This is a genomic window from Pseudomonas sp. AC112 (genome assembly GCF_979253545.1).
Genome location: NZ_CEEDCM010000001.1, coordinates 3,160,145 through 3,185,402, shown reverse-complemented (window position 1 = coordinate 3,185,402; position 25,258 = coordinate 3,160,145). Strand labels below are relative to the sequence as shown.

Annotated in this window: 23 protein-coding genes; 13 read left to right on the top strand and 10 right to left on the bottom strand. The window is 52.9% G+C overall.

Annotated elements, in window-relative coordinates; genetic code table 11:
- Nucleotide 1 precedes the first annotated feature (1 nt).
- The 3 genes from AC0IYN_RS14785 to AC0IYN_RS14775 form a co-directional block, all read right to left on the bottom strand.
- The gene (locus tag AC0IYN_RS14785) at nucleotides 2-3,187 is read right to left on the bottom strand and encodes an efflux RND transporter permease subunit (protein ID WP_016973805.1); all 3,186 of its coding nucleotides are present in this window, start codon (nucleotides 3,185-3,187) and stop codon (nucleotides 2-4) included.
- Between the two features lie 175 nt (nucleotides 3,188-3,362).
- Nucleotides 3,363-4,538, bottom strand: coding sequence for an efflux RND transporter periplasmic adaptor subunit (locus AC0IYN_RS14780; protein ID WP_080520268.1), 1,176 nt, complete (start codon nucleotides 4,536-4,538; stop codon nucleotides 3,363-3,365).
- A gap of 162 nt (nucleotides 4,539-4,700) precedes the next feature.
- Entirely contained in the window at nucleotides 4,701-5,975 is a 1,275-nt protein-coding gene (locus AC0IYN_RS14775; RefSeq protein WP_177054729.1) for an MFS transporter, read from the bottom strand.
- Nucleotides 5,976-6,331: 356 nt separating this feature from the next.
- Between AC0IYN_RS14775 and AC0IYN_RS14770 the strand changes: the two genes are divergently transcribed.
- The 4 genes from AC0IYN_RS14770 (at nucleotide 6,332) to AC0IYN_RS14755 (ending at nucleotide 9,781) form a co-directional block, all read left to right on the top strand.
- A complete protein-coding gene (locus tag AC0IYN_RS14770) occupies nucleotides 6,332-7,321 on the top strand; it encodes a GlxA family transcriptional regulator (RefSeq protein ID WP_016973808.1) in 990 nt (329 codons plus the stop codon).
- A 264-nt stretch (nucleotides 7,322-7,585) separates the two neighbouring features.
- A complete protein-coding gene (locus AC0IYN_RS14765) occupies nucleotides 7,586-8,326 on the top strand; it encodes an SDR family oxidoreductase (protein WP_016973809.1) in 741 nt (246 codons plus the stop codon).
- A gap of 367 nt (nucleotides 8,327-8,693) precedes the next feature.
- The gene (locus tag AC0IYN_RS14760; RefSeq protein ID WP_016973810.1) at nucleotides 8,694-9,299 is read left to right on the top strand and encodes an SCO family protein; all 606 of its coding nucleotides are present in this window, start codon (nucleotides 8,694-8,696) and stop codon (nucleotides 9,297-9,299) included.
- The gene (locus AC0IYN_RS14755; RefSeq protein WP_177117560.1) at nucleotides 9,299-9,781 is read left to right on the top strand and encodes a copper chaperone PCu(A)C; all 483 of its coding nucleotides are present in this window, start codon (nucleotides 9,299-9,301) and stop codon (nucleotides 9,779-9,781) included. Before AC0IYN_RS14760 ends, AC0IYN_RS14755 begins: the two co-directional genes overlap by 1 nt.
- Nucleotides 9,782-10,120: 339 nt before the next feature.
- On the opposite strand, the gene AC0IYN_RS14750 is transcribed toward AC0IYN_RS14755, so the two are convergent.
- A complete protein-coding gene (locus tag AC0IYN_RS14750; protein ID WP_016973812.1) occupies nucleotides 10,121-10,507 on the bottom strand; it encodes a nuclear transport factor 2 family protein in 387 nt (128 codons plus the stop codon).
- A 433-nt stretch (nucleotides 10,508-10,940) separates the two neighbouring features.
- Here AC0IYN_RS14750 and AC0IYN_RS14745 point away from each other — a divergent pair, with 433 nt between their 5' ends.
- Nucleotides 10,941-11,909 carry a GlxA family transcriptional regulator gene (locus tag AC0IYN_RS14745; RefSeq protein ID WP_016973813.1) on the top strand — a complete coding sequence of 323 codons (969 nt, stop codon included), beginning with the start codon at nucleotides 10,941-10,943 and terminating at the stop codon, nucleotides 11,907-11,909.
- A gap of 296 nt (nucleotides 11,910-12,205) precedes the next feature.
- Here AC0IYN_RS14745 and AC0IYN_RS14740 read toward each other — a convergent pair whose 3' ends face one another.
- The gene (locus AC0IYN_RS14740; RefSeq protein ID WP_177117559.1) at nucleotides 12,206-12,937 is read right to left on the bottom strand and encodes a DJ-1/PfpI family protein; all 732 of its coding nucleotides are present in this window, start codon (nucleotides 12,935-12,937) and stop codon (nucleotides 12,206-12,208) included.
- 68 nt (nucleotides 12,938-13,005) lie between these two features.
- Between AC0IYN_RS14740 and AC0IYN_RS14735 the strand changes: the two genes are divergently transcribed.
- The 6 genes from AC0IYN_RS14735 (at nucleotide 13,006) to radC (ending at nucleotide 18,620) form a co-directional block, all read left to right on the top strand.
- The gene (locus AC0IYN_RS14735) at nucleotides 13,006-14,007 is read left to right on the top strand and encodes a helix-turn-helix domain-containing protein (protein ID WP_310863768.1); all 1,002 of its coding nucleotides are present in this window, start codon (nucleotides 13,006-13,008) and stop codon (nucleotides 14,005-14,007) included.
- A gap of 557 nt (nucleotides 14,008-14,564) precedes the next feature.
- Nucleotides 14,565-14,894, top strand: a complete 330-nt coding sequence (locus tag AC0IYN_RS14730; protein WP_471841983.1) for a hypothetical protein — start codon at nucleotides 14,565-14,567, stop codon at nucleotides 14,892-14,894.
- A gap of 66 nt (nucleotides 14,895-14,960) precedes the next feature.
- A complete protein-coding gene (locus AC0IYN_RS14725; RefSeq protein WP_016973816.1) occupies nucleotides 14,961-15,929 on the top strand; it encodes a DUF932 domain-containing protein in 969 nt (322 codons plus the stop codon).
- 112 nt (nucleotides 15,930-16,041) lie between these two features.
- Nucleotides 16,042-17,046: a YqaJ viral recombinase family nuclease gene (locus AC0IYN_RS14720; RefSeq protein ID WP_169893880.1), complete on the top strand. Its 1,005-nt coding sequence runs from the start codon at nucleotides 16,042-16,044 to the stop codon at nucleotides 17,044-17,046.
- A 106-nt stretch (nucleotides 17,047-17,152) separates the two neighbouring features.
- Nucleotides 17,153-18,076 carry a recombination directionality factor gene (locus tag AC0IYN_RS14715; RefSeq protein WP_169893878.1) on the top strand — a complete coding sequence of 308 codons (924 nt, stop codon included), beginning with the start codon at nucleotides 17,153-17,155 and terminating at the stop codon, nucleotides 18,074-18,076.
- A gap of 46 nt (nucleotides 18,077-18,122) precedes the next feature.
- Entirely contained in the window at nucleotides 18,123-18,620 is a 498-nt protein-coding gene (gene radC, locus AC0IYN_RS14710; RefSeq protein ID WP_016973819.1) for a RadC family protein, read from the top strand.
- A 99-nt stretch (nucleotides 18,621-18,719) separates the two neighbouring features.
- On the opposite strand, the gene AC0IYN_RS14705 is transcribed toward radC, so the two are convergent.
- The 3 genes from AC0IYN_RS14705 to AC0IYN_RS14695 all read right to left on the bottom strand — a co-directional run bounded on the left by AC0IYN_RS14705 (nucleotide 18,720) and on the right by AC0IYN_RS14695 (nucleotide 20,204).
- Nucleotides 18,720-19,376 (bottom strand): YagK/YfjJ domain-containing protein, encoded by a 657-nt coding sequence (locus AC0IYN_RS14705; RefSeq protein WP_047335636.1) that lies wholly within the window; start codon nucleotides 19,374-19,376, stop codon nucleotides 18,720-18,722.
- A gap of 358 nt (nucleotides 19,377-19,734) precedes the next feature.
- The gene (locus AC0IYN_RS14700; RefSeq protein WP_008436723.1) at nucleotides 19,735-19,935 is read right to left on the bottom strand and encodes a helix-turn-helix transcriptional regulator; all 201 of its coding nucleotides are present in this window, start codon (nucleotides 19,933-19,935) and stop codon (nucleotides 19,735-19,737) included.
- A gap of 104 nt (nucleotides 19,936-20,039) precedes the next feature.
- Nucleotides 20,040-20,204, bottom strand: coding sequence for a hypothetical protein (locus AC0IYN_RS14695; RefSeq protein WP_177054734.1), 165 nt, complete (start codon nucleotides 20,202-20,204; stop codon nucleotides 20,040-20,042).
- 147 nt (nucleotides 20,205-20,351) lie between these two features.
- On the opposite strand from AC0IYN_RS14695, the gene AC0IYN_RS14690 reads away from it, so the two are divergent.
- The gene (locus AC0IYN_RS14690; protein WP_177054735.1) at nucleotides 20,352-21,200 is read left to right on the top strand and encodes a hypothetical protein; all 849 of its coding nucleotides are present in this window, start codon (nucleotides 20,352-20,354) and stop codon (nucleotides 21,198-21,200) included.
- 300 nt (nucleotides 21,201-21,500) lie between these two features.
- On the opposite strand, the gene AC0IYN_RS14685 is transcribed toward AC0IYN_RS14690, so the two are convergent.
- Entirely contained in the window at nucleotides 21,501-21,653 is a 153-nt protein-coding gene (locus AC0IYN_RS14685) for a carbohydrate porin (protein ID WP_471841975.1), read from the bottom strand.
- 900 nt (nucleotides 21,654-22,553) lie between these two features.
- Here AC0IYN_RS14685 and AC0IYN_RS14680 point away from each other — a divergent pair.
- Entirely contained in the window at nucleotides 22,554-22,805 is a 252-nt protein-coding gene (locus AC0IYN_RS14680; RefSeq protein ID WP_471841971.1) for a DUF6124 family protein, read from the top strand.
- 42 nt (nucleotides 22,806-22,847) lie between these two features.
- Here the strand turns inward: AC0IYN_RS14680 and AC0IYN_RS14675 are convergent, their stop codons facing one another.
- A complete protein-coding gene (locus tag AC0IYN_RS14675; RefSeq protein WP_471841968.1) occupies nucleotides 22,848-25,256 on the bottom strand; it encodes a TonB-dependent siderophore receptor in 2,409 nt (802 codons plus the stop codon).
- Nucleotides 25,257-25,258 lie beyond the last annotated feature (2 nt).

Sequence of the window (25,258 nt, the reverse complement as noted above, 5' to 3'; positions counted from 1 at the left end):
ATCATGCGTCCAATGCTTCCGTTGTCAGGTGAGGCGCGTCTTTTTGAGCCACGTGTACTTTGCCACCTGCCAGCGTACGCAGGACTACGTAGAAGACAGGTGTCAGTGCGAGACCGAACAGGGTCACGCCCAACATGCCGAAAAACACCGAGATCCCCATGGCTTGGCGCATTTCTGAGCCCGCACCAGTGGAAAACACCAGTGGAACAACGCCCATGATGAAGGCGATCGAAGTCATGAGAATTGGTCGGAGACGCAAGCGGCTCGCTTCAATGGCTGCCGTCAGCGGCGTGTACCCGTCATGCTCTAGTTCTCTGGCGAACTCGACGATCAAGATGGCGTTTTTAGAAGCCAATGCGACCAATACCATCAACCCGATCTGGGTAAAGATGTTGTTGTCTCCCTGCGTGAGCCACACCCCCGTGAGTGCGCACAAGATGCTCATGGGAACGATCAGGATTACCGCCAAAGGGAGGGTCAAGCTTTCGTACAGTGCGGCCAGTACGAGGAATACGAGCAGGACGCTGACAGGGAAGACCCACATACCGGCATTACCTGCCAAAACCTTTTGGTAAGTCAGCTCAGTCCACTCGAATTTTACGCCTTGAGGCAACACCTCGGCTGCAATGCGCTCTGCTGCTGCTTGGGCCTGGCCAGACGAATAGCCCGGCGCTGGGCCGCCGTTAATATCCGCTGCGGTGTAGCCGTTATACCGAACCACCATGTCCGGACCGTAGGTTGGGGTGATACGAACCAGAGACGATAGGGGCACCATTTCTCCACGGTCGTTTCTGGTTTTCAGCTGAAGGATGTCATCTGCTCGCTGACGAAACGGTGCGTCGGCCTGCACTCGTACCTGATATACACGGCCAAAACTGTTGAAGTCATTCACATACAAGGAGCCAAGGTATACCTGCATGGTCTTGAATACATCGGTAACGGACACGCCCAGCTGTTTGGCTTTCACACGGTCTAGCTCGACGTTTAGCTGCGGGAAGTTGATCTGATAGTTTGTCAGTGACCCACCAAGCTCCGGGGTCACTGCAGCCTTGGCCATGAATGCTTGAGCGGCCTTGTTAAGCTCCTCATACCCGAGGCTACCTTGGTCTTCCAGCTGCATTTTGAAGCCACCCAGTGTGCCAAGCCCGAGTATTGGAGGCGGTGGAAAGGCTGCGACATAGGCTCCTTTGATACTGGCGAACTTTTGGTTAAGGGATGCGACGATGGCCGCGGCGGACTCATCTTTCGATGTACGTTCGCTGAGAGGCTTGAGGGGGACAAAGACAATCCCTGCGCTAGAACTGTTCATGAATCCGTTAACGGACATGCCAGGGAAGCCGACTGCGTGAGCTGCGCCCGGCTGCTTCATGACTATTTCGCTCATCTGGCGAATCACTTCTTCCGTACGGTCAAGAGAAGCGCCATTGGGAAGCTGGGCGATGGTGACCAAGTACTCCTTGTCCTGCATGGGAATGAACCCAGCAGGCACAACGTTCCCCATAACCGCCGTGAGTCCCAGAAGAACCACATAAACAACCAGCATGCTGCCCTTGCGCTTAAGGACGCCTGTTACGCCTTTCGAGTATTGCTCCGAGCCACGATTAAAAACCTTGTTGAATGCTCGAAAAAAACCGCCCAGTAGCTTATTCATCACCCGCGTTAAGGCGTCTTGCTTAGCGTCGTGGCTACGCAAAAGTAGTGCGCTGAGGGCTGGAGAGAGCGTGAGTGAGTTGAAAGCAGAGATCACCGTAGAGATCGCAATGGTCATTGCAAACTGCTTGTAGAACTGGCCCGTGAGACCGCTCATAAATGCCAACGGTACAAATACAGCAACCAACGTGAGTGCGATAGCAATGATGGGGCCGCTGACCTCTTGCATGGCTTTATACGTGGCGTCCCTCGGGGTCAGACCGCTGGCTATGTTCCTCTCCACGTTTTCAACCACAACGATGGCATCGTCAACGACGATACCAATGGCTAACACCATTCCGAAAAGCGACAGGGCATTGATCGAGAAGCCGAAGGCCAGCAAGAGCGCAAAGGTACCGATGATGGACACCGGTACAGCGATCAAAGGAATGATCGCTGTACGCCATGATTGGAGGAACACAATGACGACCACGACCACCAGTGCGATGGCTTCGAGCAGTGTTTCTATAACCGCCTGAATGCTCGACTTCACGAAGCGAGTGGGGTCGTAGATAAGCCTGTAATCCAGGCCGGGAGGGAAATCAGCGCTGAGATCTTTGAGTGCAGCGCGGATTTGATCAGAGATCTCCAGCGCGTTAGCGCCAGGCAATTGGTAGATGGCGAGGGAGACGGCGGGTTTGTTGTCCAGCAGCGCACGCAATCCGTATTCAGCCGCAGAGAGTTCGACTCGGGCGACATCCCGCAGATGAGTAACTGCGCCATTCGGGCTAGTTTTGAGAACGATGTCGCGGAACTCGTCGACGGTCTTCAAGCGACCCTGGGCATTGATTGTCAGCTGTACTGCAGTACCCGGCGAAGAGGGCGCAGCACCAACGGCACCCGCAGCAACCTGAATATTCTGTTCTTGAATGGAAGTGACAATCTCCGAGGCGGTGAGATTACGCTGTGCTACCTTCTGCGGATCAAGCCACACACGCATTGCGTAGTCACCTGCCCCCCACATATCGACACGGCCAACGCCAGGTATCCGCTCAAAGCGCGTTTTGACGTTCCGTAGGCCGTAGTTTCTCAAATACGTTGTGTCGTACCGATCATTCGGCGACACGAGGTGCAGAAAAAGAACTAATGAAGAAGAGCTTTTGAGCGTAGTAACACCCAATCGTTGTACATCTTCGGGCAGTCGTGGCAATGCTTGATTGACTCGGTTCTGTACCAACTGGGTAGCCAAGTCCGGGTCAGTTCCTAATGCGAAAGTTACAGTGATGGTCAGGTTACCGTCACTGTTCGCTTGAGACTGCATGTACAGCATATTCTCAACGCCGTTGATTTTTTCCTCAAGCGGCGCAGCAACTGTCTCGGCAATGACTTTTGGGTTCGCTCCAGGATACTGTGCGCTGATTGTGACCGAGGGCGGAACGACCTCTGGATACTCAGAAATCGGCAGTTTAAATATTGCTATCAACCCTGCAAGCAGGATCACCACGGATAGTACGCCCGCAAAGATCGGACGATCAATGAAGAACTTTGATATGTTCATTAATGACTCTTTAAGTGAGGCGGCTACTTTCTCTCAGCGCTGCTTGAGGGTTAAAAAGACAACAGGACGCTTAAGGATGCACTCTGTTTTATAATCAATGCACGGACCAATAAATCCTAAGTGCCTGAGGGGCATTCATTGTTTATTGGTGAATTTTAGTTAGTGCTGTCGTGGGTCAGTGAGCGTTTCTAGCCTGAGCGTCACTTTGGGGAATTATCTTTCCTAGAACCTGCTCCCCTGGACGGACTCGCTGAATACCGCCTACCACCACCCGTTCGCCCTCTTCGAGTCCGGACGTGATAATGCGATCATTGCCTTGTAGATTTCCCAGCGCTACCGGGCGATAAACAATATGGTCATCCTTTCCCACGACCAAGACAAATCGCTTATCTTGATCGGTGCCAATTGCCGCATCATCAATAAGGAGGGCCGCGTATGGCTCACTGCCGCCCACTTTTACACGCGCATATAGCCCCGGGACCATGGTGCCATCAGCGTTGTCAAACCGTGCACGCATGCGGATAGTGCCTGAGGTAGTGTCGAGTTCATTGTCTACGGATTGGATGACTCCCCGGCGCGAATACCCTGTCTCATCTGCAAGCCCTAGATCAACCGGAACAGTAGCCTTATTGCCGAGTCTGTTGATGTACTTAAGATAAGTCTGCTCATCAGCGTTGAACTCTGCATAAATGGGGTTCACAGAGACAAGCATCGTTAAAGGCGCCGCGCCTGCTCCGGCGTTTACGATGTTTCCAAGTGTTATTTCTGCCCGCGATACGCGACCAGAAATTGGAGCTGTAATCTGGGTATGGCCGAGATCAATTTTAGCGGCATCCAGCGCCGCTTCAGCAGTCTTAAGATTGGCACTGGCCTCCAATGCTGCGTTGTTTTTTTCATCGTAGTCACGTTTCGCTATTGCATTTTCGGCAATTAGGCGCTGTGCCCTCTCCCAGTCGCTTTTCGTGTACGCGGCGCGAGCCTGAGCTGCTGCAACCTGCCCCTTAGCTCGTTCGACTTGTGCTTGGTAAGGTCGTGGATCGATGACGAACAGAGTGTCCCCTTTTTTAACCAATTGGCCGTCATGTATGTTGACGTCCGTTATGGTTCCTGCCACCAGCGGCCTAACCTCAACTTTTTCCACCGCTGCTAATCGGCCAGAATAGATTTGCCAGTCGGTAACGGTTTCTCTTTTAACGACCGCGACATCTACCTCTTGGATTGGGAGCGGGCCTTCCTGTGCTACAGCTTTCTCTGAGCTATCGACCACACTAAAGGCAATGACTCCGGAAATACAAAGCATGCCTGCCGAATAAAGTGCCAGCCTAATGCGGGGTTTGGAATTAGCGCTCATAATTACTCCGAATTTATTCCTGTTCTAGCTTGACTGTTGTGTGAATGCCAACTTCCGATGGCTAATTCGCATGAAATATGAAATGGCGCTTCTTGGAAGCCAAGGTTTTTGCTTCTCCAGCAACACCGCGACTTTTTTACAGTGCACGGCATGCGTGAAAAATCACGTCATCGACCTGTTTTCATTGTCTAGAACGCGTTCGCCATTGGCGATTTTTGTTCTGCGGTCGGCACGCATCCACCTTAAGGTAATAACCGCGGATACCGCGATTAGCGGAAAAACAATATTATTCATGCCCTTCCAGCCAAGTAATTGCAATATGGGGCCGGCGGCCAAAGTGGAAAATGCAGTGAATGTATATTGAATAAACTCTGCCACTCCCTGCACCCTGGCCTTTTCGGAGGGGTGGTAGGAGGAAGTCAATAAGGTTGTGCCACCAACAAACATAAAATTCCACCCGACGCCTAAAAAAAGAAGCGCGATATAGAACGCGGTCAAGCTGTCCGAAAACTGTGCAATCAATCCGCAAGCTGCACTTAGTGCCATTCCCAGGAATAAAATCGGAGGCAATCCGAATAGGGCAATCAGGCGCCCAGCGAATAGTGACGGCGCGTACATACCCACTAAATGCCATTGAATAATGCTGGCGCCATCATTTATGGAGTGATTGCTGGCGACAGCAGCCAGCGGTGTCGCGGTCATGATGAACATCATCACCACGCCGCCAATAACGTTATTCGAGAGTGCCGCTAGTGAAATAGGTTGCTTGAATATTGTGAGTAATTTGCGTGGCGGCTGTTCGTGGTCATGCAGTTCCAATGGTTCTGGAAGTGCATCTTGGTAACCCAGCCAAAGTAATGCTGCGGAGGCAAGGCCCAGCAGGCATACCATCAAGTACGAGCCGGCGAATAGGACTGGGAACAAATCTGTGCTCCAACTCGCCAACAAAGGCCCAAGAAAAGCGGCGATCACTCCGCCCGCAAGCACCAACGAGATCGCGCGCGCTTTGCGATTGTCAGGTTCCGAATCTGTCGCAGCCAATCGGTAATACTGGGCAAACGCTTGAAAAATACCTACGGCGGCTGTCCCCATGCAAAACAGCCAGAAAGAGTTTAGGAAAACTGCCCATACGGAAATCAATCCGCCTATCGCGCCGGTGAGGGCACCTAGTACAAATCCACGCCGCCTACCTATTTTCTGCATCAGAGTAGAGGCGAAATATGTCGCAATCGCGCCTGCTACGGTGATGAGTGCAAAGGGCAGAGTCGCAAGCGATTTATCGGGTGCGAGCTGATATCCCGTCAAACCGGTCAACGTGAGATCGATTGCGATGGCTGCCGTGAACAAACCCTGGGCTATTGCCAGCACAGCCACATTCGACGGGCTTGATGACTTTTCTAACGCTGAAATGTCTTCCGATAATTTTGATGTGCTCATTGTGTCCGCCTCCAGTCAAGACGGTTCGAGCTGTCTGCCCTTACAACCATGACGACTCTCCTGTTGAGAAACTGGAGCATTCTCTACGTCACTTATGGCGGGAGAAAGGACTTAGTTCCCTCCTTTTTGGTCGTCGGATTACATTAGGAGCAGGTGTCACAAACAGGAAGGCTGATAGCGAAGCGGGACTGAGAGGCGAACAAAAACGATGACGTTTTTTGAGGGTTTTTTGCTCTTTTCGCCATAAAATTTTTAGAGGATGATTTGGGGCCAGCGTTACGAAAATCGGCCAATAGGACGCTGGCGGGGAACAGTAATTCCGAGCAGGATCTATGATTTTTTAAGAAGGTAATTCCATGCGTGACATCGCTTTCCTGGTCTTTCCCGAGTTTCAGATTCTGGATCTCAGCGGTCCGCTGGCGGCCTTTGAGATCGCTAAAGAGATTGGGGTACCAGATCCCTACTGCTGTTCGGTGGTTTCGTTGTCGGGCGGTCCTGTGATGAGTTCGTCTGGTCTAGAAGTAAGGAGTCAGAAGATCAGATCAAGCCCGTACGATACGTTGATAGTGGTCGGCGGTAAGGCTTTTTCCAAACCCTATGACCTCCCCATGGTGTCGGACCACCTCGCTAATGCGGCCGCGAAAGGTACTAGGCGAGTTGCGAGTGTTTGCACCGGGGCTTTTCTATTGGCTTCGGCGGGCCTGTTAGACGGTCGCAGGGCTACTACACACTGGAGGCAGACCGCGCGACTGCAACGCAATTTTCCGAAGGTGCGGGTACAGCCCAATCATATATTTACGAAGGATGGTGGCATCTGGACGTCTGCTGGCATCTCTGCGGGAATCGATCTGGCGCTGGCCATGATTGAGGAAGATCTGGGAAATGCTGTTTCCCATGAGGTCGCCCGCGCCATGGTCGTGTACCACCGTCGGCCAGGAGGGCAGTCACAATTTTCGGCCATGGCCGATATGGAGCCGACGACGGATCGCATGAGGGAGGTGCTTTCCTACATGCGAGAGCATCTAAACGAACAGCTATCAACAGAGCATTTGGCATCAATTGCTTGCCTCAGCTTGCGCCAATTTGGTCGAGCCTTTCTGCTGGAAACGGGGGAAACACCCGCTAAAGCTGTGGAGCGTTTGCGTGTCGAGGTCGCGAGGCTGCGCGTTGAACGTGGGGCGGAACCGATCGAACTGATAGCACACTCGGTTGGCTTCAAGGATCCGGAGCGGATGCGCAGAGCCTTCATCAGAGTTATCGGGCACCCTCCTCAAAGCATCAGACGGCTGGCCGCACATCAGGGTGTTAGCGCTTATGAGGTTACGGTTGAGGCTGAAGTGTCTTAACTGCCCGCTCAGGGTTCATTGCGCTCGGCGCAATCCCCGTTGCAACGGCGTATTTGAGCGCTGTACCGAAAGTCTATTCCTCTTAAAGCCGCCTCATCAGTAGATTCTAATTTCGGAAGGGGAAACAAGTTCGACTAAACCGTATGGCGTAAATCGAGGGGACTAAGTCGTTTTGCAAAGCGCTAGTGACGCTTAAGCTTCAGCTTCTGGGTTTAGTGACCCCGAATGGTCGCGGTAAATCTCAAATCTACTAATGGGACAGTCATGAAAGAACTTTCAGGCAAACGTGCATTCATCACTGGCGCTGCACGTGGTATTGGCGCAGCTATCGCTATCGAGTTGGCAGAAAAAGGAGCTGATATTGCTTTCAGCTATGTTCGCTCTGGGGATGCGGCGGAGGAACTGGCCAGAGAAATTGAGGGATTGGGTGTTAAAGCCTTCCCTATCCAGGCCGATAGTGCGGATCCCCAAGCAGCTACGCGTTCTGTACATGAGGCAGCTAGGCTTTTAGGAGGGTTGGACATACTAGTAAACAATGCGGGCGTCGCTTTTATTTGCCCGCTAGAGACAATGCCGCTGGATCAGATAGACCAGATCATCGCCGTAAACATTAGAGCAGTGATCTTGGCTTCTCAAGCAGCCATTACCTATCTTGGAGAGGGCGGAAGAATCATCAATATCGGTTCCTGTCTGGCGGAGCGTGTGGCCTTCGAATCGGTCACAGTCTATTCCATGTCCAAGTCCTCCCTACTTTCCTTTACACGAGGACTTGCTCGTGAGCTAGGACCGCGTGGCATCACCGTTAATACTGTGCATCCTGGACCTACGGACACTGATATGAACCCAGCCGATGGTGATGGTGCCGATGCGATGAGGGCTCATTCAGCATTAGGCCGATACGGTACTGGGAAGGATGTCGCAGTGGCGGTCGCGTTCATCGCAAGCCCAAGCGCTAAACACATCACCGGCACCGGGTTAAGCGTGGACGGGGGCGTAAACGCGTAGTCCTGATTTATCTACCTACAGACTCTCTGACTAGTTACCCCAGGCACCTTGCTAGTAAGACTGAACGCCATTACGGGGCTAAAGAACTTGGTAGTTCGGGCTGATTTCCAGCAGTCATTCTAGTTGGGTGGCCGGCGAACTTAAATCTTCTTTTCGCGAACGCCTGGTTAGACGAACCACGTTTTACAGTTGAGGCGCCGTCAAAAGCATTAGAGACAACACCCTCAATTCAATCGCACTAGTGATCAGCTCGACCTGAACCGATGTATTTATCCATCGGCAGCACATGATCAATGTATGAAGTAATAATTCAAAGAAGACTTGCTAATCCAATTTTTGGTTTTTTTGTATAAAGAGGCTTGAATCAATGAGCGTTTTGTTGACTCGCCGCAAGGTGATTTCAGGTATGGGACTTCTAGGTATCGGCATGCTGGCAGGATGCGATACCCGAGGTGAGCTATCGTACAAATACGGCAAAGACTTAAGCAATAAAATTCTTGGGCGCACATTCCGGCTAAAAGACACCGACGGCGAGGTAAGAACGCTTTCAAGCTATCGAGGCGTGATGCCCATGATTTTTTTTGGATTCACTCAATGTCCGGCAGTCTGCCCCACCGCCTTGGCTCGTGCAGTTAAAATCAAAAAAATGATGGATAAGGACGGCTACTTTCTTCAGGTTATCTTTATTACGCTCGATCCCGAGCGGGATTCACCAGCCGTCCTAGACGCCTATGTAAAAACTTTTGATCCGTCATTTATCGCTCTTTACGGAACGCTAGAAGAAACAGCGGCTACAGCCAAAGAGTTTGGCGTGTTTTACGAGAAAGTACCGATTGGGTCAACATATACACTTACTCATTCATCGACAAGCTATGTGTATGACTACCAAGGAACGCTACGCCTTGGATTTTCTCAAGCACTTTCGGCACAACAATGTGCAGAAGATCTGATTACACTCATGGAGATTTGCTAATGTATTCAGGTCCAGATTTGACCAATATAAATCAACACGTTAAACAGATCGTACTTGGGTTTTCTCTACTAGGGCTGGCTTTCCAGGTTTCAGCCCAAACGCAGATAGAGGGCGCATGGGTTCGCGCGACAGTGCCAGGACAACAAGCGACTGGTGCGTTCATGACGATAACTGCAAGCAGCGACAGCAAGCTGCTCAGTGCCCAGTCACCGGTGGCGAAAATCGTGCAAGTTCACCAGTCGACAATCAAGAACGACGTGATGCGCATGCAACCAGTAGAGTTCGTCGCCTTGCCTGCTGGCAAAGCAGTCATCCTGGATCCCCACAGCTATCACATTATGCTTATTGACCTGGTGAAACAGGTAAAAGAAGGTGACCAGGTGCTTGTGAATCTTACGGTAGAGAATGCCAAGGGCGAGAAGGAATCGATCAAGGTTGAGGCCACCGCGCGAGCTTTAAATATGGCTGATGACGCAAAATGAATCGATAGTTTCAACGATGAGCGCCAGTAGATAAAAGTGGCTGACCGTGACGAGCGTTTAAACTGGGCGACGCCGCCAGCCACGTTGTCGGATTCGCTGGCCGCGTTTATCGAGTAGATTCGGCATGAAGCTAAGGCAAAGAGTTTTTTTGCCTTAGCTACCTTCGTGCGTGTAACACAACAAAAAATTGCTGGCTTATCTCAGGTGACCTCGCGCGCGACCCTTGTCTGGTTGCGATGCACCTCAGGTTAGCGCGTTCAAGCCTTTTAGCATCGGCTTAGAGGAAGAGGATCTTGCATCTGACGGGCTAAATTTATCCGATGCGGCTCCGTCGCTTGCTTAGGCGTATCGTTGGAATATCTTCGAGATTATTTTCCACTGACCGTCGATCTTGAGCAGCGAAAGAAAGTCGTGGAAGCTCGCGCCCAAAACGTCATTCTCCATGTCCACTCGGACAACTGCAGCTGTGGGTGCGATAGCCAAGATATCCAGGCGACTGCGGGTGTTCGGCGAAGCGCCCAGTGCTTTGAAGAAACTAGCAAATACAGGAACAGCTGGACCTTGAAGCAGCTCATCGCCGGTGTAGCCCCACATTATCGCGTCTTCGTGGAAGGCTTTCTCAATTCCAGCGATGTCCCCAGAGCGATAACCGTCAATATAAGCTTGAGCTGCCTGAATTACATCGTCGTATTCAGTCGTGGCGACTGGTTTTATATGCAAAGTCATGTTGAACCCTCGTAGCTGCCTAGCGAAATGTGCGTGTTTATGGGCCTCGCAGAGTCACGTACCGCGATCACCAAAATGTTTGCTACAACGAGTGCTCCTCCCCTGGCTTGGAGACGATGCATTCATACGTAGCGGGCCCACTCCTGAGTAAGCGTACTCAAGCCGTTGCCTTACGAGCATTGGACTAAAACATTGGTGATTCTTAGTGCTCTACTGCGCCGCCTGCGAACCTGTAAAAGCGAGCATTACAACCGTCGCTCATGGTGTGCGTGTCACCAACTTTACGTAGGAGTATGGGAAACGAAAACGACGTTTATCCCTCACTTTAAGCCAATAAATCTCGCTACTAAAAGCCATGAAGGGCGCCAGGCTCCGTGGTATTACACTAGGGTTCCCGTTAATCTGAGACTTAAAACGCTGGAGCTGAGCTGCGATGTACCGAATTGGATTTTTTGTCTGCCCTGGTCATGATGCCCTCGATCTTGCTGGGCCACTGTCTGCATTCAATCAAGTGGCGACGGCTGTTGGTCATAAGCCGTATGAGCTTCGTGTCGTATCGCACTCCGGAGGATCGGTTATTGGTAATTCAGGCCTTCCGGTCGAAACTACTCCAGTTTGCCAGCACACCTTTGACACCGTGATTTTTGTGGGTGGCGAAGTCGAGCCAATGCTGACAGCAGAGAATCTCGCCGCAGCAAGGCAATTGATCGTCAACGCTTCGCGAGTCGCCAGCGTGTGCACCGGGGCGTTCTTGCTTGCGGAAATCGGGCTGTTGAACGATCGGCGGGCCACGACGCACTGGAATCACACCGCACTACTGCAATCGCGTTTTCCCCGCATCAAGGTTGAGGGGGACAATATTTTTATTGAGGACGGGCACATCTGGACGTCGGCCGGCATCGCTTCCGGGATCGATCTGGCCCTCGCCCTGATTGAGAAAGATATGGGCGTGAATGTAGCGCGCGATGTCTCCAGATTGCTGGTCGTTCCATATCGACGGCCTGGTGGCCAGTCACAGTTTTCCGCGATGTCACAAATGGAGCCAGAGTCAGATCGCATCCGTATTGCGCTGAAATTCGCGAGAGAGCATCTGGCCGAGGAGTTGCCCATTGAGAGACTCGCCGATGCGGCGAGATTGAGCCTGCGACAATTCGGACGAGCGTTCCGCCGAGAGACAGGTGAAACACCAGCTAAAGCAGTGGAACGCTTGCGCGTCGAAGCGGCGTGTTTACGTCTGCAAGAAGGCAGCGAGCCGATCGAGCAGATTGCTCAGGCGGTCGGTTTTACTGACCCAGAACGAATGCGTAGGGCGTTCGTTCGACTGCATGGATATTCACCGCAGTATGTCCGCCGCGAGAATCGGTTGAGTGTTGAGTGCTCGATAATCAATAGCGGTACATAGCGAAGCCGAACTCATCCTGGATGCACCCGCTGACTTATGGCTCTTGAGAATGCTGAATCCATTCATTCAAAAGGAGCCGAAACGTGCGAAGGATTGTAAAGATGGCATTCACGTGGGTGCTTACAAGTGGGCCACTAATGAGCCAACTCTAAACGTAAACCCCCCGTGCGTAGGTACGCGCGGGGCTATATGCTTGAACTTGACGCCAGCTTAGGAACTGACCCTAGAGCGACCCCGCGGCATGGCGCAGAAATGACTGATCAAGGTCCGCCGAGAACAATGTTACAGAGCAACGATCACGCGGGAGCTAGTTTTGATAACTGCGCTCGACGCTTCATATGCTCATTCGCGACTCTCACAGCCTCGTCAGTTCTCCCCCACAGCCCCTTTATCTGTGCGACGATCTCCGGCCGCGCGGTACGTGGATTCCCCGAGTTCATTGTCGGCTGCGGGTCGTACTCGAGCACAAGCTGAGTAAACTCTGCCGCATCCTGGCCTTTAAGCTCGGCGATGACCTTCAGCGCAAAGTCGATACCTGCCGTTACACCGCCACCTGTGATTCGGTTCCTGTCGACGCATACCCGTTCGTAGCTCGGTTCGATACCCAGTGCGATAAGGGGTTCGTAGAAAGGCCAATAGGTCGCTGCACGGTAGCCCTCCAATAGTCCCGCCATAGCAAGAAGTACAGAGCCTGTGCATACAGCGGTTACATAGGTGGCAGTCTTGCCTGCGCGAGCAATAAAATCGAGCAGCTCCTGGTCCTTCATGATTTCAGGCGTTCCTCCGCCACCTGCGACAAACAGCACGTCCAGGTTATCTGGAACGTCATCAATCGTGATCGTGGGGTTCATGGTGACGCCCATATCCGTGGGAACGGGCTCCAGGGTCTTCCAGATTATGTGGGTTTTGGCATGAAGGCCGAATGCCGTCTGTGGGCCGGCCAAGTCCTGCAGAGTGAAACCAGGAAAAATCACCATGCCAATCTGCAGTTGGCGGCCTTCACTCTCATTGCTCATCTCATCAGACATTACCGTTTCCTCTCTTCGTACTTGACTAAAAGAGTATTCCTGCCGGACGCTGCACGTGAGTGGCTTAAATGACATCAAGCGATCGTTTTCTGCCAGTTATTTTGATTGTGAGAGCGGAGGTCGACGCCGTGCATAAAATTGCGGTTCTGGTATTGAATGACGTGGTGCCGTTGGACTTTGGTATCGCTTATCAGGTTTTCGCTTTGGCTTCTCAGGTTGATGGGAGCAAAGCTTACGAGGTGGAGGTGTGCGCACCCGAGCGGACAATTCGGGCCACTGGTTTTGATATGCATGTGCGGTACGGCCTCGACCGTCTTGAGCTGGCCCACACCATTGTCATTCCCGGGTGTGAAGACCCGTTTGGAGAGGTTCCAGAGGCGGTAAGAATTGCTCTTCGCCAGGCACATGCTCGTGGTGCAAGATTAGCGTCAATCTGCACAGGAGTTTTTATCCTTGCCGCGAGCGGTCTTCTAAGCGGAAAGCGCGTCACGACGCATTGGCGCTTCGCCGAGGACTTGGCCAGGCTTTACCCAGAGATAACAGTAGAACCTAATGTTCTATTCGTTGATGAAGGTAGCATCGTGACTTCGGCGGGTGCGTCAGCAGGATTGGATATGTGTTTGCATCTCGTGCGACGCGATTATGGTCAGTCTGTTGCGGCAAATACTGCCCGTCTAGCGGTCGCGCCACTGTACCGTGATGGTGGTCAGGCCCAGTTTATTCGTCAGGAGCTTCCAGGCTCTCCTACGAGCTTGGCGCCGTTGATCGAATGGATACGGGACAATTTGAACAGTTCGCACACGGTCGATAGTCTTGCGGCTCGCGCCAACATGAGCTCCCGCACCTTCGCTCGGCGATTTCAAGAACAGACTGGTACTACTCCTTTACAGTGGCTTCTGACCGCTCGTATTGATCGAGCGCGTGCATTGCTTGAGGAGAGCGAGATATCGATTGATCAAACGGCATTTCTTTCCGGATTCGGGTCTGCGGTGACCTTCCGGTCGCGGTTCCGAAAAGTCGTTGGCCTCACGCCAACTGAGTACCGTCGTCGTTTCAGCTCAGTAAACTAAAATCCAAATACCCGCAGACCATGGGTTTGGATTTTCAGGACGACCGACACGCTCACATTGATGCGTCAATCGCCAATCCCGCTGGCGATCAATGACAGTACCTCGCTCGGCACATTTTTCGGGGCACAACAAATTCGGGATGGGAGCGCTGTAGTTTCACTACGGCGAATCAAGAACTTCCCATGGACAAATGCTAGAAAATCATGCCCATATGCCAGCACCTTAGCCTGAGTCTTTACTGTCGTAACGCTGGGCGCTATCAATGGATTTCTGGTCCGAGAGACCCGATAGTCGGTCAGTTGTAGGGCGGGTTTGCCTCATACTCCCTCCTGCTCGAGTGTCGCACTGTTCAACTGCTGATCTTGCCAGGCCGCGCAGGTCAGCCCAGTGCCTTTCCACCGTCCATTCTGTATGACCATTGGCTGTGCGCCCGTGGATAATCAAAAATATTTCAGACCTATATCACCTCTATGAACGCCCGCCTGTATCGACTGCAGTTGGGATTTTGGCGTGCCTGCACTTCGCTTAGCACGCTCATCATTTGAGAGGATCTGCGTATGTATAGCCCTTGCCCAAGTTGTAACTCTGGACGCATCGTCACGAAAAATATTGGGAAACAAGCAGGCGGTTTGATCGGTGCCGCAGGCGGCGCCGCCAGTGGTACAGCTGGCGCTCTGTCCGGCGCCGAAGCTGGAGCTGTTTTAGGTGTCGCCGGAGGCCCAATAGGCATCGCGATCGGGAGCGTCGCTGGGGCGATTTTAGGGGGGTTTTTTGGAGGGGTCGCTGGCGGTATCGCCGGGGCCACGCTCGGTGAACAGATCGATGACAAGGTACTGAATAACTATCAATGCCTAGAGTGCGGTTACAGCTTCAGCGCTAATCGCTAAATCATCGAGTCAGCCCCTGTTTCTCATGCAAACAGGGGCTTCCCCTTTGTCAAAGGACCTATTCCCATGGCTCATCTCATTGAACAAATGGCTTATGTTGGCGCAACTCCCTGGCACGGTCTGGGTAGTCGCCTTTCTCCGAAACAACCCATCGAAATCTGGCAGCGCGAAGCGGGTATGGACTGGAAGATCCAGGACAGCCCGGTGCATTTCAAATCCGATAGCATCGGTGCACTTGGCTCAATTCACACCTTCCCTGACCAGAAGGTTCTCTACCGCTCCGATACTAAGGCCCCGTTGTCCGTGGTTTCTCAGCGCTACCAAGTCGTGCAGCCGCGCGAGGTCTTGGAGTTCTATCGGGACCTCACTGAAGTATCGGGCTACGAGCTGGAAACGGCCGGCGTACTCAAAGGCGGTCGCAAGTTTTGGGCGCTGGCCCGCACTGGCCAAGGAACGACCTTGAAAGGCAACGATCAGGTCAATGGTTATCTCCTGCTGGCCACCTCCTGTGACGGTACCTTGGCTACCACGGCCACACCTACAACTGTGCGGGTAGTTTGCAATAACACGTTGACTATTGCGCTGGACGGTTCGTGCAAAGCGATCAAGGTGCCGCACAGCACGCGCTTCGATCCACAGGCAGTAAAAAAGCAACTCGGTATCGCTGTCTCGCAATGGGACAACTTCATGCACCGGATGCGAATGCTATCTGAACGCAAAGTTCAGTGGCATGAAGCCATGGGATTCTTCATGAACGTGCTGTGTGATGCCAATCCGAACATGCCACTACCGGCAGTACTTCCCAACGAGCGGGCACTACGCAAGGTGCAATGCCTGTATGAAGGTCAGGGTCGCGGGTCAACCCTGGAGTCAGCTCAAGGAACCGCCTGGGGCCTGCTCAACGCCGTGACGGAGTACGTCGACCACGAACGCCGTGCGAGAAGCATCGAGTACCGTATGGACTCTGCCTGGTTCGGGCAAGGAGCACAGCTCAAGCAACGGGCGCTGGAGGCGGCGCTACAACTTGCAGCTTAGGCCTAGTTTTCACTGTCCTCATAAACCCCTTCCCCATTCTGTTCTTCCACTCCCTAAACGCCTGATCAGCTTCGTGCTGGTTGGGCGTTTTTTATGCCTCAAGGAAATGATTATGAGCACTCAATCCCTACTACATCTCAGAACTAAACCCCGTCCTGCCTTACGCTTGGTCGGCACCAAACAACTGCCGCGTGAGGACTGGTTGACCGTGCGCAAGCAAGGCATCGGCAGTTCGGATGCCGCCGCCGCTGTGGGCCTGAACCCTTATAAATCACAGCTGGAACTCTGGATGGAAAAAACCGGGCGTGACACTTTACTGCCCATGATCGATCCGCAGGATGAGGAAAACCCCGCGTACTGGGGCAACATCCTGGAGCCGATTGTCGCATCCCATTACACCCGGCGCAGCGGTCATCGGGTCCGCCGGGTCAATGCGGTTCTGCAGCATCCTGATCCCAAACTGGCCTGGATGCTGGCCAATATCGACCGTGAGGTTATCGGTGCGTCAGAAGTGCAGATTCTCGAATGCAAAACCGCCGGCATAAACGGCGCACGTCTCTGGAAAGAAGGCGTGCCCGAGTATGTGCAGTTGCAGGTCATTCACCAGTTGGCCGTGACTGGCAAGCAGGCGGCGGATGTGGCGGTACTGCTCGGAGGTCAGCACCTGGAAATTCATCGCATTGAACGCGATGAGTCACTGATAGCTCGGTTGATTGACCTGGAACGGCTCTTCTGGGATTACGTCGTCAGTGACACCCCGCCGCCAGCAGACGGTTCTGCCTCGGCGGAGCAAGCTTTGCGCTGTCTGTATCCGCATGACAATGGACAAATCCTGGATTTTAGCCACGACACACTGCTCTGCACGGCCTTTACCGAACTGCAGAACGTGCGCAAGTCGATTGCTCTGCAGGAGAAGCAGGAAGCTCAGCTCAAGCAAACGTTGCAACAGGCCATGGGCGATGCCAGTCGGGCGACCTTCGCAACCGGCAGCATCACGTGGAAGAAAGCCAAAGACAGCACGGCCCTGGATATCCCCCGCCTGCTGAAAGAAAAACCCCACCTGCAAGTACGCTACTCGACCACAAAAACCGGCAGTCGACGTTTTCTGCTGGCCTGAACGCTCGCTCGCGCTTCCCTTATTCCCATGCCCTTTCTCTCCAACGCCACCCTGGCCGTTTACGCGGTCTCGGTGGCATTTTTATTTCAGATACAGGAGAACTCCCATGCTCAAAGGTTTAGCCATCACTCCGCCGATTTTGGGCCGAATATCCATTGGCAAGCTCGTCGAAAAGAACGGCAAGCGTCTACCGGAAAAGGACGATCAATTCACCCTTACCTCCCAAGTACAGAGCCGTGACGGCTGGCTGCTGCACCCCCTCAATGAGGAGCTGCGTAATGGCCAGGACGGCAAACTGCGCAGCATTCCGATCCGGCTGCTGTTCAACGAGCCGGACCTCAACTTTCGAGCCGACTACAGCCTGTTCGACCGCAACACTGGTCGCCCGCTGTGCGTCGGCAATGGTGAGACCTGCAAGCGTCTGACCAAGGATGGCATTCAGTCGTTGCCCTGCCCTTCCCCGGATGGCTGTTCACTGGCCCAAGGCAGTGCCTGCAAACCTTACGGCCGGCTCAACGTGGTGATTGGCGATGACGATCCACTTGGCAGCTTTGTCTTTCGCACTACCGGCTACAACAGCATCCGCACCCTCGCAGCGCGACTGCATTATCTGCAAGCCATCTCCGGCGATCGACTGGCCTGCTTGCCGCTGGAGTTGCGTCTTCGCGGTAAGTCCACTCGCCAAAGCCACGGTGTACCGATTTTCTACGTAGACATCACGGTACGCAGCGGTCTGGGCATGGAGGATGCCTTACTTGCAGCCAAGCAATTGGAGGAGACCCGTCAAGCCGCAGGCTTTGACCAGAGCGCCTTGGATCAAGCGGCACGGCAGGGTTTTAACAATGGGGCCTTTGAGGACACCGTGGAGGACACAGGTGCCATCGTCGAGGAGTTCTTCCCTGTCATTGAAGATCAGCCCAGCCGTATAGAACTCAACCCCCCTCCACCGGCAGCGCCTGCCAAACCCTCACTTGCCCAGAAGCTGGAATCGCGAGCCTCGCAGCACAAAAGCAGGTCTTCGGTTCAGTAGCCATCAACTCTTCTGCGTTCTTCCCTATTCGCTCAGGAATACCCGAATGAAATATCACAAGCTGATAGCCGGTGAAACAATCGGTACCTATGTCATGGAATCCCCGGTTACCGAGGCTGACATCCTGCAGATGGCACAACAATTGGCAATGAGCCGTCTGTCTAAAGGCCGGGCATTAACGGAGCCAAAGCAGGTTTTTAGCCACCTGCAAACACTGCTGCAGTACCACGAGCACGAGGTCTTTGCGCTACTACTGCTCGACAGCAAACATCGAGTGATTGCCTTCAGGGAGCTATTCAGAGGCACACTGGATGGCGCCAGAGTCTACCCGCGAGAAGTGGTCAAGATTGCGTTGGAGCACAATGCGGCAGCGGTGATTTTGGTACATAACCATCCATCCGGCGACCCTGAACCCAGCCAAGCTGATCGCACGCTAACCCAGGCGCTCAAGAACGCCCTCAGCATGATTGGCACCCAGACGTTGGATCACATCGTTGTAGGTCATGAAGGCTGCGTATCGCTGGCTGAACGAGGTTACCTTTAACTCCAATGTACACACCGTCCGATGGACCGCCTTTGGCATTGCCAGGGTGGTCGTCGGCACGGTGTCCTTCTATTTTTTTGTCGTGATTCAGCGTTGTGCTCAGGTTCTGCTGCACCCGAAACCATGGGAACCATCCCCAAAAACCTTCGTGCTCGACTTACACAGGTAGCTCGCACGATGGAAGAAGGCTGCCTGTCCGGCTATCTCGTCGCGATACAAGTGATAGTAAGGATTTTGTGGAATCTCGACCAATCCCCTGACAGCCTCTACTGATAACCCTAAAGCGCTTGCCCACGCTCCTTCCAAGCGATTAAACATGTTGTCTCTGCCTGATTCGAGCTTACCCAGCGCATTGAATGCATCGTAGTTCAGCAAGATCGCAAAGTGATGATGTGGTCGCGCGTGCTGCCCTTGTTCCCTAGCCCAGACGTAACGCACCTTGGTGTCGTGAGCGTACTTATTCACAAGTTTCGCCATTTGGCGATTGTGCTTGATTTTGGCTTTAAAGGATTCGATGAAGCGGTCAATAACTTCGTTCGTGAAAGCGTAATCGGGCAATTGATTGTTAGCTGGTAGCCGCAGGTCAAACCTGAATGCGAACACACGAGGGTACTGATTAAGCGCTCGAGATACCGTCTGATGAAGACGGTTTAGGTACTCTTGGATGAAGGGTCCCTTATCCACTTGCACGGTCAGGCCTTGATAAGAACCTTCGTAATGAAGGGTTAAGTTCGTGTTGCCTGGATATCTAGCCATGATGGAGCTCCGAGTATTTAGTTTCATATAGTCAGGCCCACTAGTACATTTTTACTTACACCTAAGAATGTAGAGCACAGTACTGCTCTGCTTAGAGTGCCTACCTTCCCTCCGACACACCCCTACACCTAACCAGTACAGACAAGCCAAACTCACAATAGAGATACTGTATAAGCATAGTACCAATACCGAAACTTTCTGACGGCACGACACTAGATAAAACACCCACAAGCCCTGTTAAAAAAGATACATTACAGAGAAACAACAACTCTGGAAAAACACCATGAAGGATAAGTTCCTTCATGGTGTTAACTAGAACCGAGCCAGTGAAATTCACAAAGGCAAACGCAGCAGATCCTCAAGCATCATTCTTCACCAACTGATCCCGCTCTTTAACTTTACTTAGTATCCAATCGTGAACTTCACTTTCCAGCCAACCTACACAACGGTCCCCCAAGGAAATAGGTTTGGGAAATGAATCTCCCGAAATAAACTTGTAAATCGTAGATCTAGCAAGGCCAGTTAGATCCATGACCTCTTTCAATCGAATTATCCTCATGAACGCATCTCCTGTATTCGTCCAGAGGATTGGCAAGGTCAGTAGAACTTTACTGAGGGCCACGAAACTCCTGTCTACTGGCGAGTCAATGAACCACTCAGAGGCTAGAGAACGGACATGGTAAGAAGCGACCCTTCCTTGCCATGGGCGGCGGCGTTGACGGATTTTTGAAGACCTTTCGGCAGCCGCCCCTTGTTGACCTCAAGGCGGTTCAGGCCCAGCAGCACTTCAGCGGCTTGTTCACGGGTGCTCAGTTGGGCGACCTCCATGGTGCTGATGCCTTAAACACCGCATAATTTCGGCCCTATCATCAAAAATATCTACTATAAATATTCTAGCTAAACACTATAAAACTCATGCAAAATCTCTATGCTTGTGCTATAACGCTACTGAATTTTTTCTAGAAGACTTATAAAATGGCCATCAGAATCAATGATAATCTTTCTCAGCTCTGGGGAGACAATTTAGTCAATGACCGCAGGGATATTTGGCTATGGAAACGCCTCCAAGAATACGGGCTCAATATTGGCCCCCTCGACAGAGCGCCGCGAGAGATGCGCAACATAATCGCAGAGTGCTTGAGCTTAAACCCACACATCGCTGAGACTTTGAAACAACAGGAAGCGGCAAAACTACTTCATCAGGATCACTTCAAGTGGATACATGAGGGCAAACGCCAAATCTCATGGGTAAGTAATCGATTACTTAGCGCTTCAGGACTTATTCCATTCATGATCCCAACAAACCTACATGGAATAGACAGGCTGTATTACATCGCAGACTGCTGGGAAGCCGACATCACCTACAAGCGTATTGAACTAAAGAACATAGAGGAACTGTGGAGATCACAAAAAAACACTGACAAACCTTTCAGATGGTTTAAAGACGACAACCAAAAAATCTTGCTCGCGTGGGAATGGCTTACAAAGAACACTCAACTCAATCTCTCACGCCCCCCATTTGAAGACTATGAAGACCTTTTAATATATTTTGACGAAAACCTTATCATCAACGAACAAAGAGAGCTCTACCTTACTAAAATTAAAGCACGATGGAGCCAGCAAAAATACAGAAGCAACCTATCAGGAAAGTCTCAGTACAACTTTATACTTTCCGACAAGGCCATTCGAAGTTTAGACAAAATATGCGAACAACATGAAATCAGTCGTGCTCGAGCAATAGAAATCCTCATAGCGCAAGAAGAGATAAACGCTACGTACATTGCTGAAAAACTGAAAAACTCCAAACTACTCAATCAAGATTAGTGGACTTTGCAGAAATAGATACCTGATAGATCTCCGGTCAAGACCCGACCTCACTCTCGGATTATTTTCCGCCCCAGCAGGATCTAGCTCAAGAGAGCGATACAATGGCTGCTCTCTATTTACATGCTCTACATCGTGCCAATCCATGCTGTGACGCAGCTGTTATGCAGAGCATATTGTACGGCCTGGGTCCGTCCTCCCCGACTGAACTAGTATGGGCTCTCATAACTCACGCAGGCAAAGAAACTGGGCCCAGCGCCAAACCTGGCACATCTTGCACTACAACGTAGTTTCAAACTTCTAACCGGCAATCCAGGCATTGTCGACATCGTTGACGCCAGGACTCACCACGTATTGAATGTTTGGCCGCGCTGTCAGCCACTTGCTGACCAGGAAGTCGTAGTAAAGCTCCACTTTGGATGTAGCGATCGATCTTGTTGGTGGCCTTGTCATGCACAGTGGCGTCGCTAAACAAGGTCAGCGCCCGTGCCGGGTTGGTCGCATCCTTGTAGACCTGATGCTGCACCACCCACTAGGCGCCGTGTTTGTTGTTGTGGGATTTGAAGCCTGTATCGCTCAGCGGCTCCTGTGCCACGTCCGCAGCAAGATAGAAATCGTCAGCCTTGGTGGTACTGTAGTAGCCGCCGACGCGGTATTCGCCGGGCGTTGGAGCAGGAAGTAGTAGAGACCGCCCATTTGCCGTACTCGAAGGCAATATGGCATGTGCTGACTCGCCAGAGCGAGTGAAGGAATGCACAATCGCCAGCAATGGCTATCAGAAGCCGTTGGCTCCGCTCAAAAGTGAGATCCGACGAACAGCTGTGGAATTGAGCATTGATCGACGCAAAGGTAGGAATTTAAGAAGATTCGCGAATGGTATTCCAAAAGGTATTCCAATAAAAAATTTAACCGAAAACAATCTATAATAATCAACATGTTATAGAATCAATTCAGATTACCCCGGCCCACCAATTCGAAGCATCAACAGAACCCGCCCAGTACGGGTTTTGTTGTATCTAGGGCTTGGAAAGCCCGACAGGACGAACCTTCAGGATTTTCCTTCAAACTACCGCGCCATTGATGAACTAGCGCAACCCGCGTCACAACGCTAACTTCCTCCCGTCGCTGCTCATCAGCGACCGGCTTTGACAGGCCGAAAAGTGTAACCTTTCACACCCCTTGATAAGACGGCATGCTTTACGCGTTCCGCCTCGTTCATGGCGGCTGTGCGTGGGGCATCTTCGGGTGCGCCGGGTTCCTACACTTCCGGTCTGTCAACCCGCGTACAGCTGCCACCCATTCCTGTTTGACAGCAGGGGGCGGTAGCTCCTTAAACAGTGTGGGAGCTTCATCATGAAAAAGATCACCCCCAATCCCCCCTCCGCAAACCTCTTTACAATCTCTTCGGACATCACCTGCGAAACCCTGCTGATCCAAGCCAGCGAAACCCTCGCCTCACTCAACGCCATGACCACCGACCTGGCCTTCGAACTCGAAGGTGCCAGCCGTCATAAGCTGCTGGCCAGCCAGCAATTGATCGTGCTGAGCGAACTGTTGGTAGAGCGAGTACTGGTCCTCACCCAAGACACCCCAGCATTCCAATAATAAAAAAGGCCGAGGGAACTCGGCCTTTTGCTCTCATCTGCCTCAGAAATCCCAACGCGTCGTGACCATCACGTTGCGCGGGTCACCGTAATACGCCGAGTCATAGAACCCGATATTGGTGAAGTACTTCTTGTCGAACAGGTTGTTGACGTTCAGCGTGGCCGACAGGTTCTGGGTCAGTTGATAGCGCGCCATCACGTCCACCAGCCAGTATGGGTCTTGGGTAAATTTTTCCGAACGGCCGCCACCGGGATAGCCCCAGTTGCGCACGGTTTGCCAGCCCGCGCTCTGCCAGCGCGTGCCACCACCCAGGGTGAGTTTGTCCAGGCTGCCTTGGAGTTTGTAGCTGGTATAGAGGGTGACCTGATCCTCGGGCTCCCAGGTCGCCACTTTCTTACCATCAGCATCGCGGGCGATCTTGTGGGTGTAACCGGCCTGCAACTGCCAGCCTGGCTCGAGTTCGCCGGAGATTTCGGCTTCGTAACCTTTGGTTTTGCTCTCGGTGCCCATGTACGCGTAATCAACGGCCGGCTGCGAGTTCCAGACGGTATCGGCGATTGGGCGATTGGTTTCGTGCACTTCAAAGTAGGCGAGGCTGGCATTCAGGCGGCCATCGAAGAATTCGCCCTTGAGGCCTATCTCGTAGTTTTTGCCCTCGTCGGGTTGAAGCATGGTGTTGGTTCGATCGCGGTACTGGGTCTGCGGCTTGAAGATTTCCGTGTAGCTGGCGTAGGCGGTGAGGTTTTCGTTGAGGTCGTACGTCAGGCCGGCGTACGGCACTACTTTGCCGCTTTCTTCGGTGTCGCTGGTGCCGGTGACTTGATAGTTGGCAACCCGCGTGCCCAGCAACAGGTGCAGCGCATCGGTCAGGCTGAAGCGTCCGGTGACATAGGTGCCGGTCTGGCGGGTGATTTCATCACTGAAGCGGGATGCCTTACCCCACGCAGGCTCGATAGCCTCACCGTGCCAGTTGTAGAAATCATAGGAATTGTCGAAGTAGACGGGATTACGGTAGTCCTTGCCCTTCCACCGTGAGCTGGAAACGGACTGCCCGATCACCAGTTCATGCTCACGTCCGAACAGCTCAAACGGCCCCGACGCGTAAACATCCAGGCTGTCGCTGGTGGTGTCGCCGGTGTATTTGGCCGCATAGATCGAACTGGCTGTCGCCGAATCCTGGGAGATGTAGCCCAGTGGCGCGTCATAGCCGTTGACCTGATGGTTGTACTGGCCTTTGGTGACCCAGCCGTTGTCGAAGCTATGCTCCAGGGTGGCGAAGACAGTGTGGCTGTATTGTTGCCATGAGCCCCATTTCGGCCCGTTGTTGAACGAGCGCGGCAAGTCGAGTTTGTTGCCGGTGGCGTCGAAGATGGTACGGGTGCCAGTCCAGCTGGAACCTTTGGGGTCGCTGTCCTGGTAGTCGGCGCCCAGGGTCAGCAGGGTGTCCGGGGTCAGGTCGACTTCGAGAATGCCGTAGAGCACGCGGGTCTTGCGTGAGTAATGATCAAGGAACGATTTTTTGTCCTGATAGGCGGCCACTGCGCGACCGCGCACGTTCCCGGTTTCAGTCAGGGGACCGCTGACGTCGACCTGCGAACGGTAGTTATCCCAGGAGCCCGCGCCCAGTTCGATGCTGCTCTTGAACTCGGAGGTCGGCTTCTTGCGGATCAGGTTGATAGTACCGCCAGGGCCACCGGCACCGGTCAGCAGGCCGGTAGCGCCCTTCAGCACTTCGACACGGTCGTAGATCGCCATGTCCGTCATGGTCTGGCCCGCCGAGTATTGAGCATCACGCAGCGTCGGTATGCCGTCGTACTGGAAGTTCTCGATGGAGAAACCGCGCGAGTAATAGTTGGTGCGCTCGGTGTCGTAGGTCGACACGGTGATGCCCGGCGTGTGGCGCATCACATCGTCGATGGATTTGAGACCGAAGTCATCCATGACCTGGCGGGTGACCACCGAGATCGATTGCGGAGTTTCCCGCGGCGTCAGCACCAGGCGCGTGGCCGTGGCAATGGTGCCAGGGGTATACGAACCCGTGCCTTCAGTGACCGTGCCCAGTTGGTTGGCGCTGACTTGGGTGGTTTGCAATTCCACCTTGCCGTCCTGGGAGCCCGGTTTGGCCACCACGCGATAGCCGTCCGGCTCACGCTCTGCCTGTAAATTCGCCGAACCCAGCAGTCGCTCAAGACCTTCATCCACAGAGAAACTGCCCTTTAAACCCTTGCTCTGAATGCCGGCAGCCAGCGCGGAATCGATACCGATCATCACACCCGCTTGCTGCCCAAACGCACCCAACACACGGTCAAGACTGCCGGGCGAAATGTCATACGCGTGCGGCTGGGATTGTTCCTGGGCGGGCGCCGCCGTGGCGGCCATGACACTGTGACTGGCGGTTGCCACCGATAAACCGAGGATAACGGTGCGCAAAGCGCTGACGCGGCTGAGCATAA

Coding starts and splice junctions, on each gene's coding strand:
- AC0IYN_RS14785 (WP_016973805.1), bottom strand. CDS start 3,187: ATGAACATATCAAAGTTCTTCATTGATCGTCCGATCTTTGCGGGCGTA.
- AC0IYN_RS14780 (WP_080520268.1), bottom strand. CDS start 4,538: ATGAGCGCTAATTCCAAACCCCGCATTAGGCTGGCACTTTATTCGGCA.
- AC0IYN_RS14775 (WP_177054729.1), bottom strand. CDS start 5,975: ATGAGCACATCAAAATTATCGGAAGACATTTCAGCGTTAGAAAAGTCA.
- AC0IYN_RS14770 (WP_016973808.1), top strand. CDS start 6,332: ATGCGTGACATCGCTTTCCTGGTCTTTCCCGAGTTTCAGATTCTGGAT.
- AC0IYN_RS14765 (WP_016973809.1), top strand. CDS start 7,586: ATGAAAGAACTTTCAGGCAAACGTGCATTCATCACTGGCGCTGCACGT.
- AC0IYN_RS14760 (WP_016973810.1), top strand. CDS start 8,694: ATGAGCGTTTTGTTGACTCGCCGCAAGGTGATTTCAGGTATGGGACTT.
- AC0IYN_RS14755 (WP_177117560.1), top strand. CDS start 9,299: ATGTATTCAGGTCCAGATTTGACCAATATAAATCAACACGTTAAACAG.
- AC0IYN_RS14750 (WP_016973812.1), bottom strand. CDS start 10,507: ATGACTTTGCATATAAAACCAGTCGCCACGACTGAATACGACGATGTA.
- AC0IYN_RS14745 (WP_016973813.1), top strand. CDS start 10,941: ATGTACCGAATTGGATTTTTTGTCTGCCCTGGTCATGATGCCCTCGAT.
- AC0IYN_RS14740 (WP_177117559.1), bottom strand. CDS start 12,937: ATGTCTGATGAGATGAGCAATGAGAGTGAAGGCCGCCAACTGCAGATT.
- AC0IYN_RS14735 (WP_310863768.1), top strand. CDS start 13,006: ATGACATCAAGCGATCGTTTTCTGCCAGTTATTTTGATTGTGAGAGCG.
- AC0IYN_RS14730 (WP_471841983.1), top strand. CDS start 14,565: ATGTATAGCCCTTGCCCAAGTTGTAACTCTGGACGCATCGTCACGAAA.
- AC0IYN_RS14725 (WP_016973816.1), top strand. CDS start 14,961: ATGGCTCATCTCATTGAACAAATGGCTTATGTTGGCGCAACTCCCTGG.
- AC0IYN_RS14720 (WP_169893880.1), top strand. CDS start 16,042: ATGAGCACTCAATCCCTACTACATCTCAGAACTAAACCCCGTCCTGCC.
- AC0IYN_RS14715 (WP_169893878.1), top strand. CDS start 17,153: ATGCTCAAAGGTTTAGCCATCACTCCGCCGATTTTGGGCCGAATATCC.
- radC (WP_016973819.1), top strand. CDS start 18,123: ATGAAATATCACAAGCTGATAGCCGGTGAAACAATCGGTACCTATGTC.
- AC0IYN_RS14705 (WP_047335636.1), bottom strand. CDS start 19,376: ATGGCTAGATATCCAGGCAACACGAACTTAACCCTTCATTACGAAGGT.
- AC0IYN_RS14700 (WP_008436723.1), bottom strand. CDS start 19,935: ATGAGGATAATTCGATTGAAAGAGGTCATGGATCTAACTGGCCTTGCT.
- AC0IYN_RS14695 (WP_177054734.1), bottom strand. CDS start 20,204: ATGGAGGTCGCCCAACTGAGCACCCGTGAACAAGCCGCTGAAGTGCTG.
- AC0IYN_RS14690 (WP_177054735.1), top strand. CDS start 20,352: ATGGCCATCAGAATCAATGATAATCTTTCTCAGCTCTGGGGAGACAAT.
- AC0IYN_RS14685 (WP_471841975.1), bottom strand. CDS start 21,653: ATGACAAGGCCACCAACAAGATCGATCGCTACATCCAAAGTGGAGCTT.
- AC0IYN_RS14680 (WP_471841971.1), top strand. CDS start 22,554: ATGAAAAAGATCACCCCCAATCCCCCCTCCGCAAACCTCTTTACAATC.
- AC0IYN_RS14675 (WP_471841968.1), bottom strand. CDS start 25,256: ATGCTCAGCCGCGTCAGCGCTTTGCGCACCGTTATCCTCGGTTTATCG.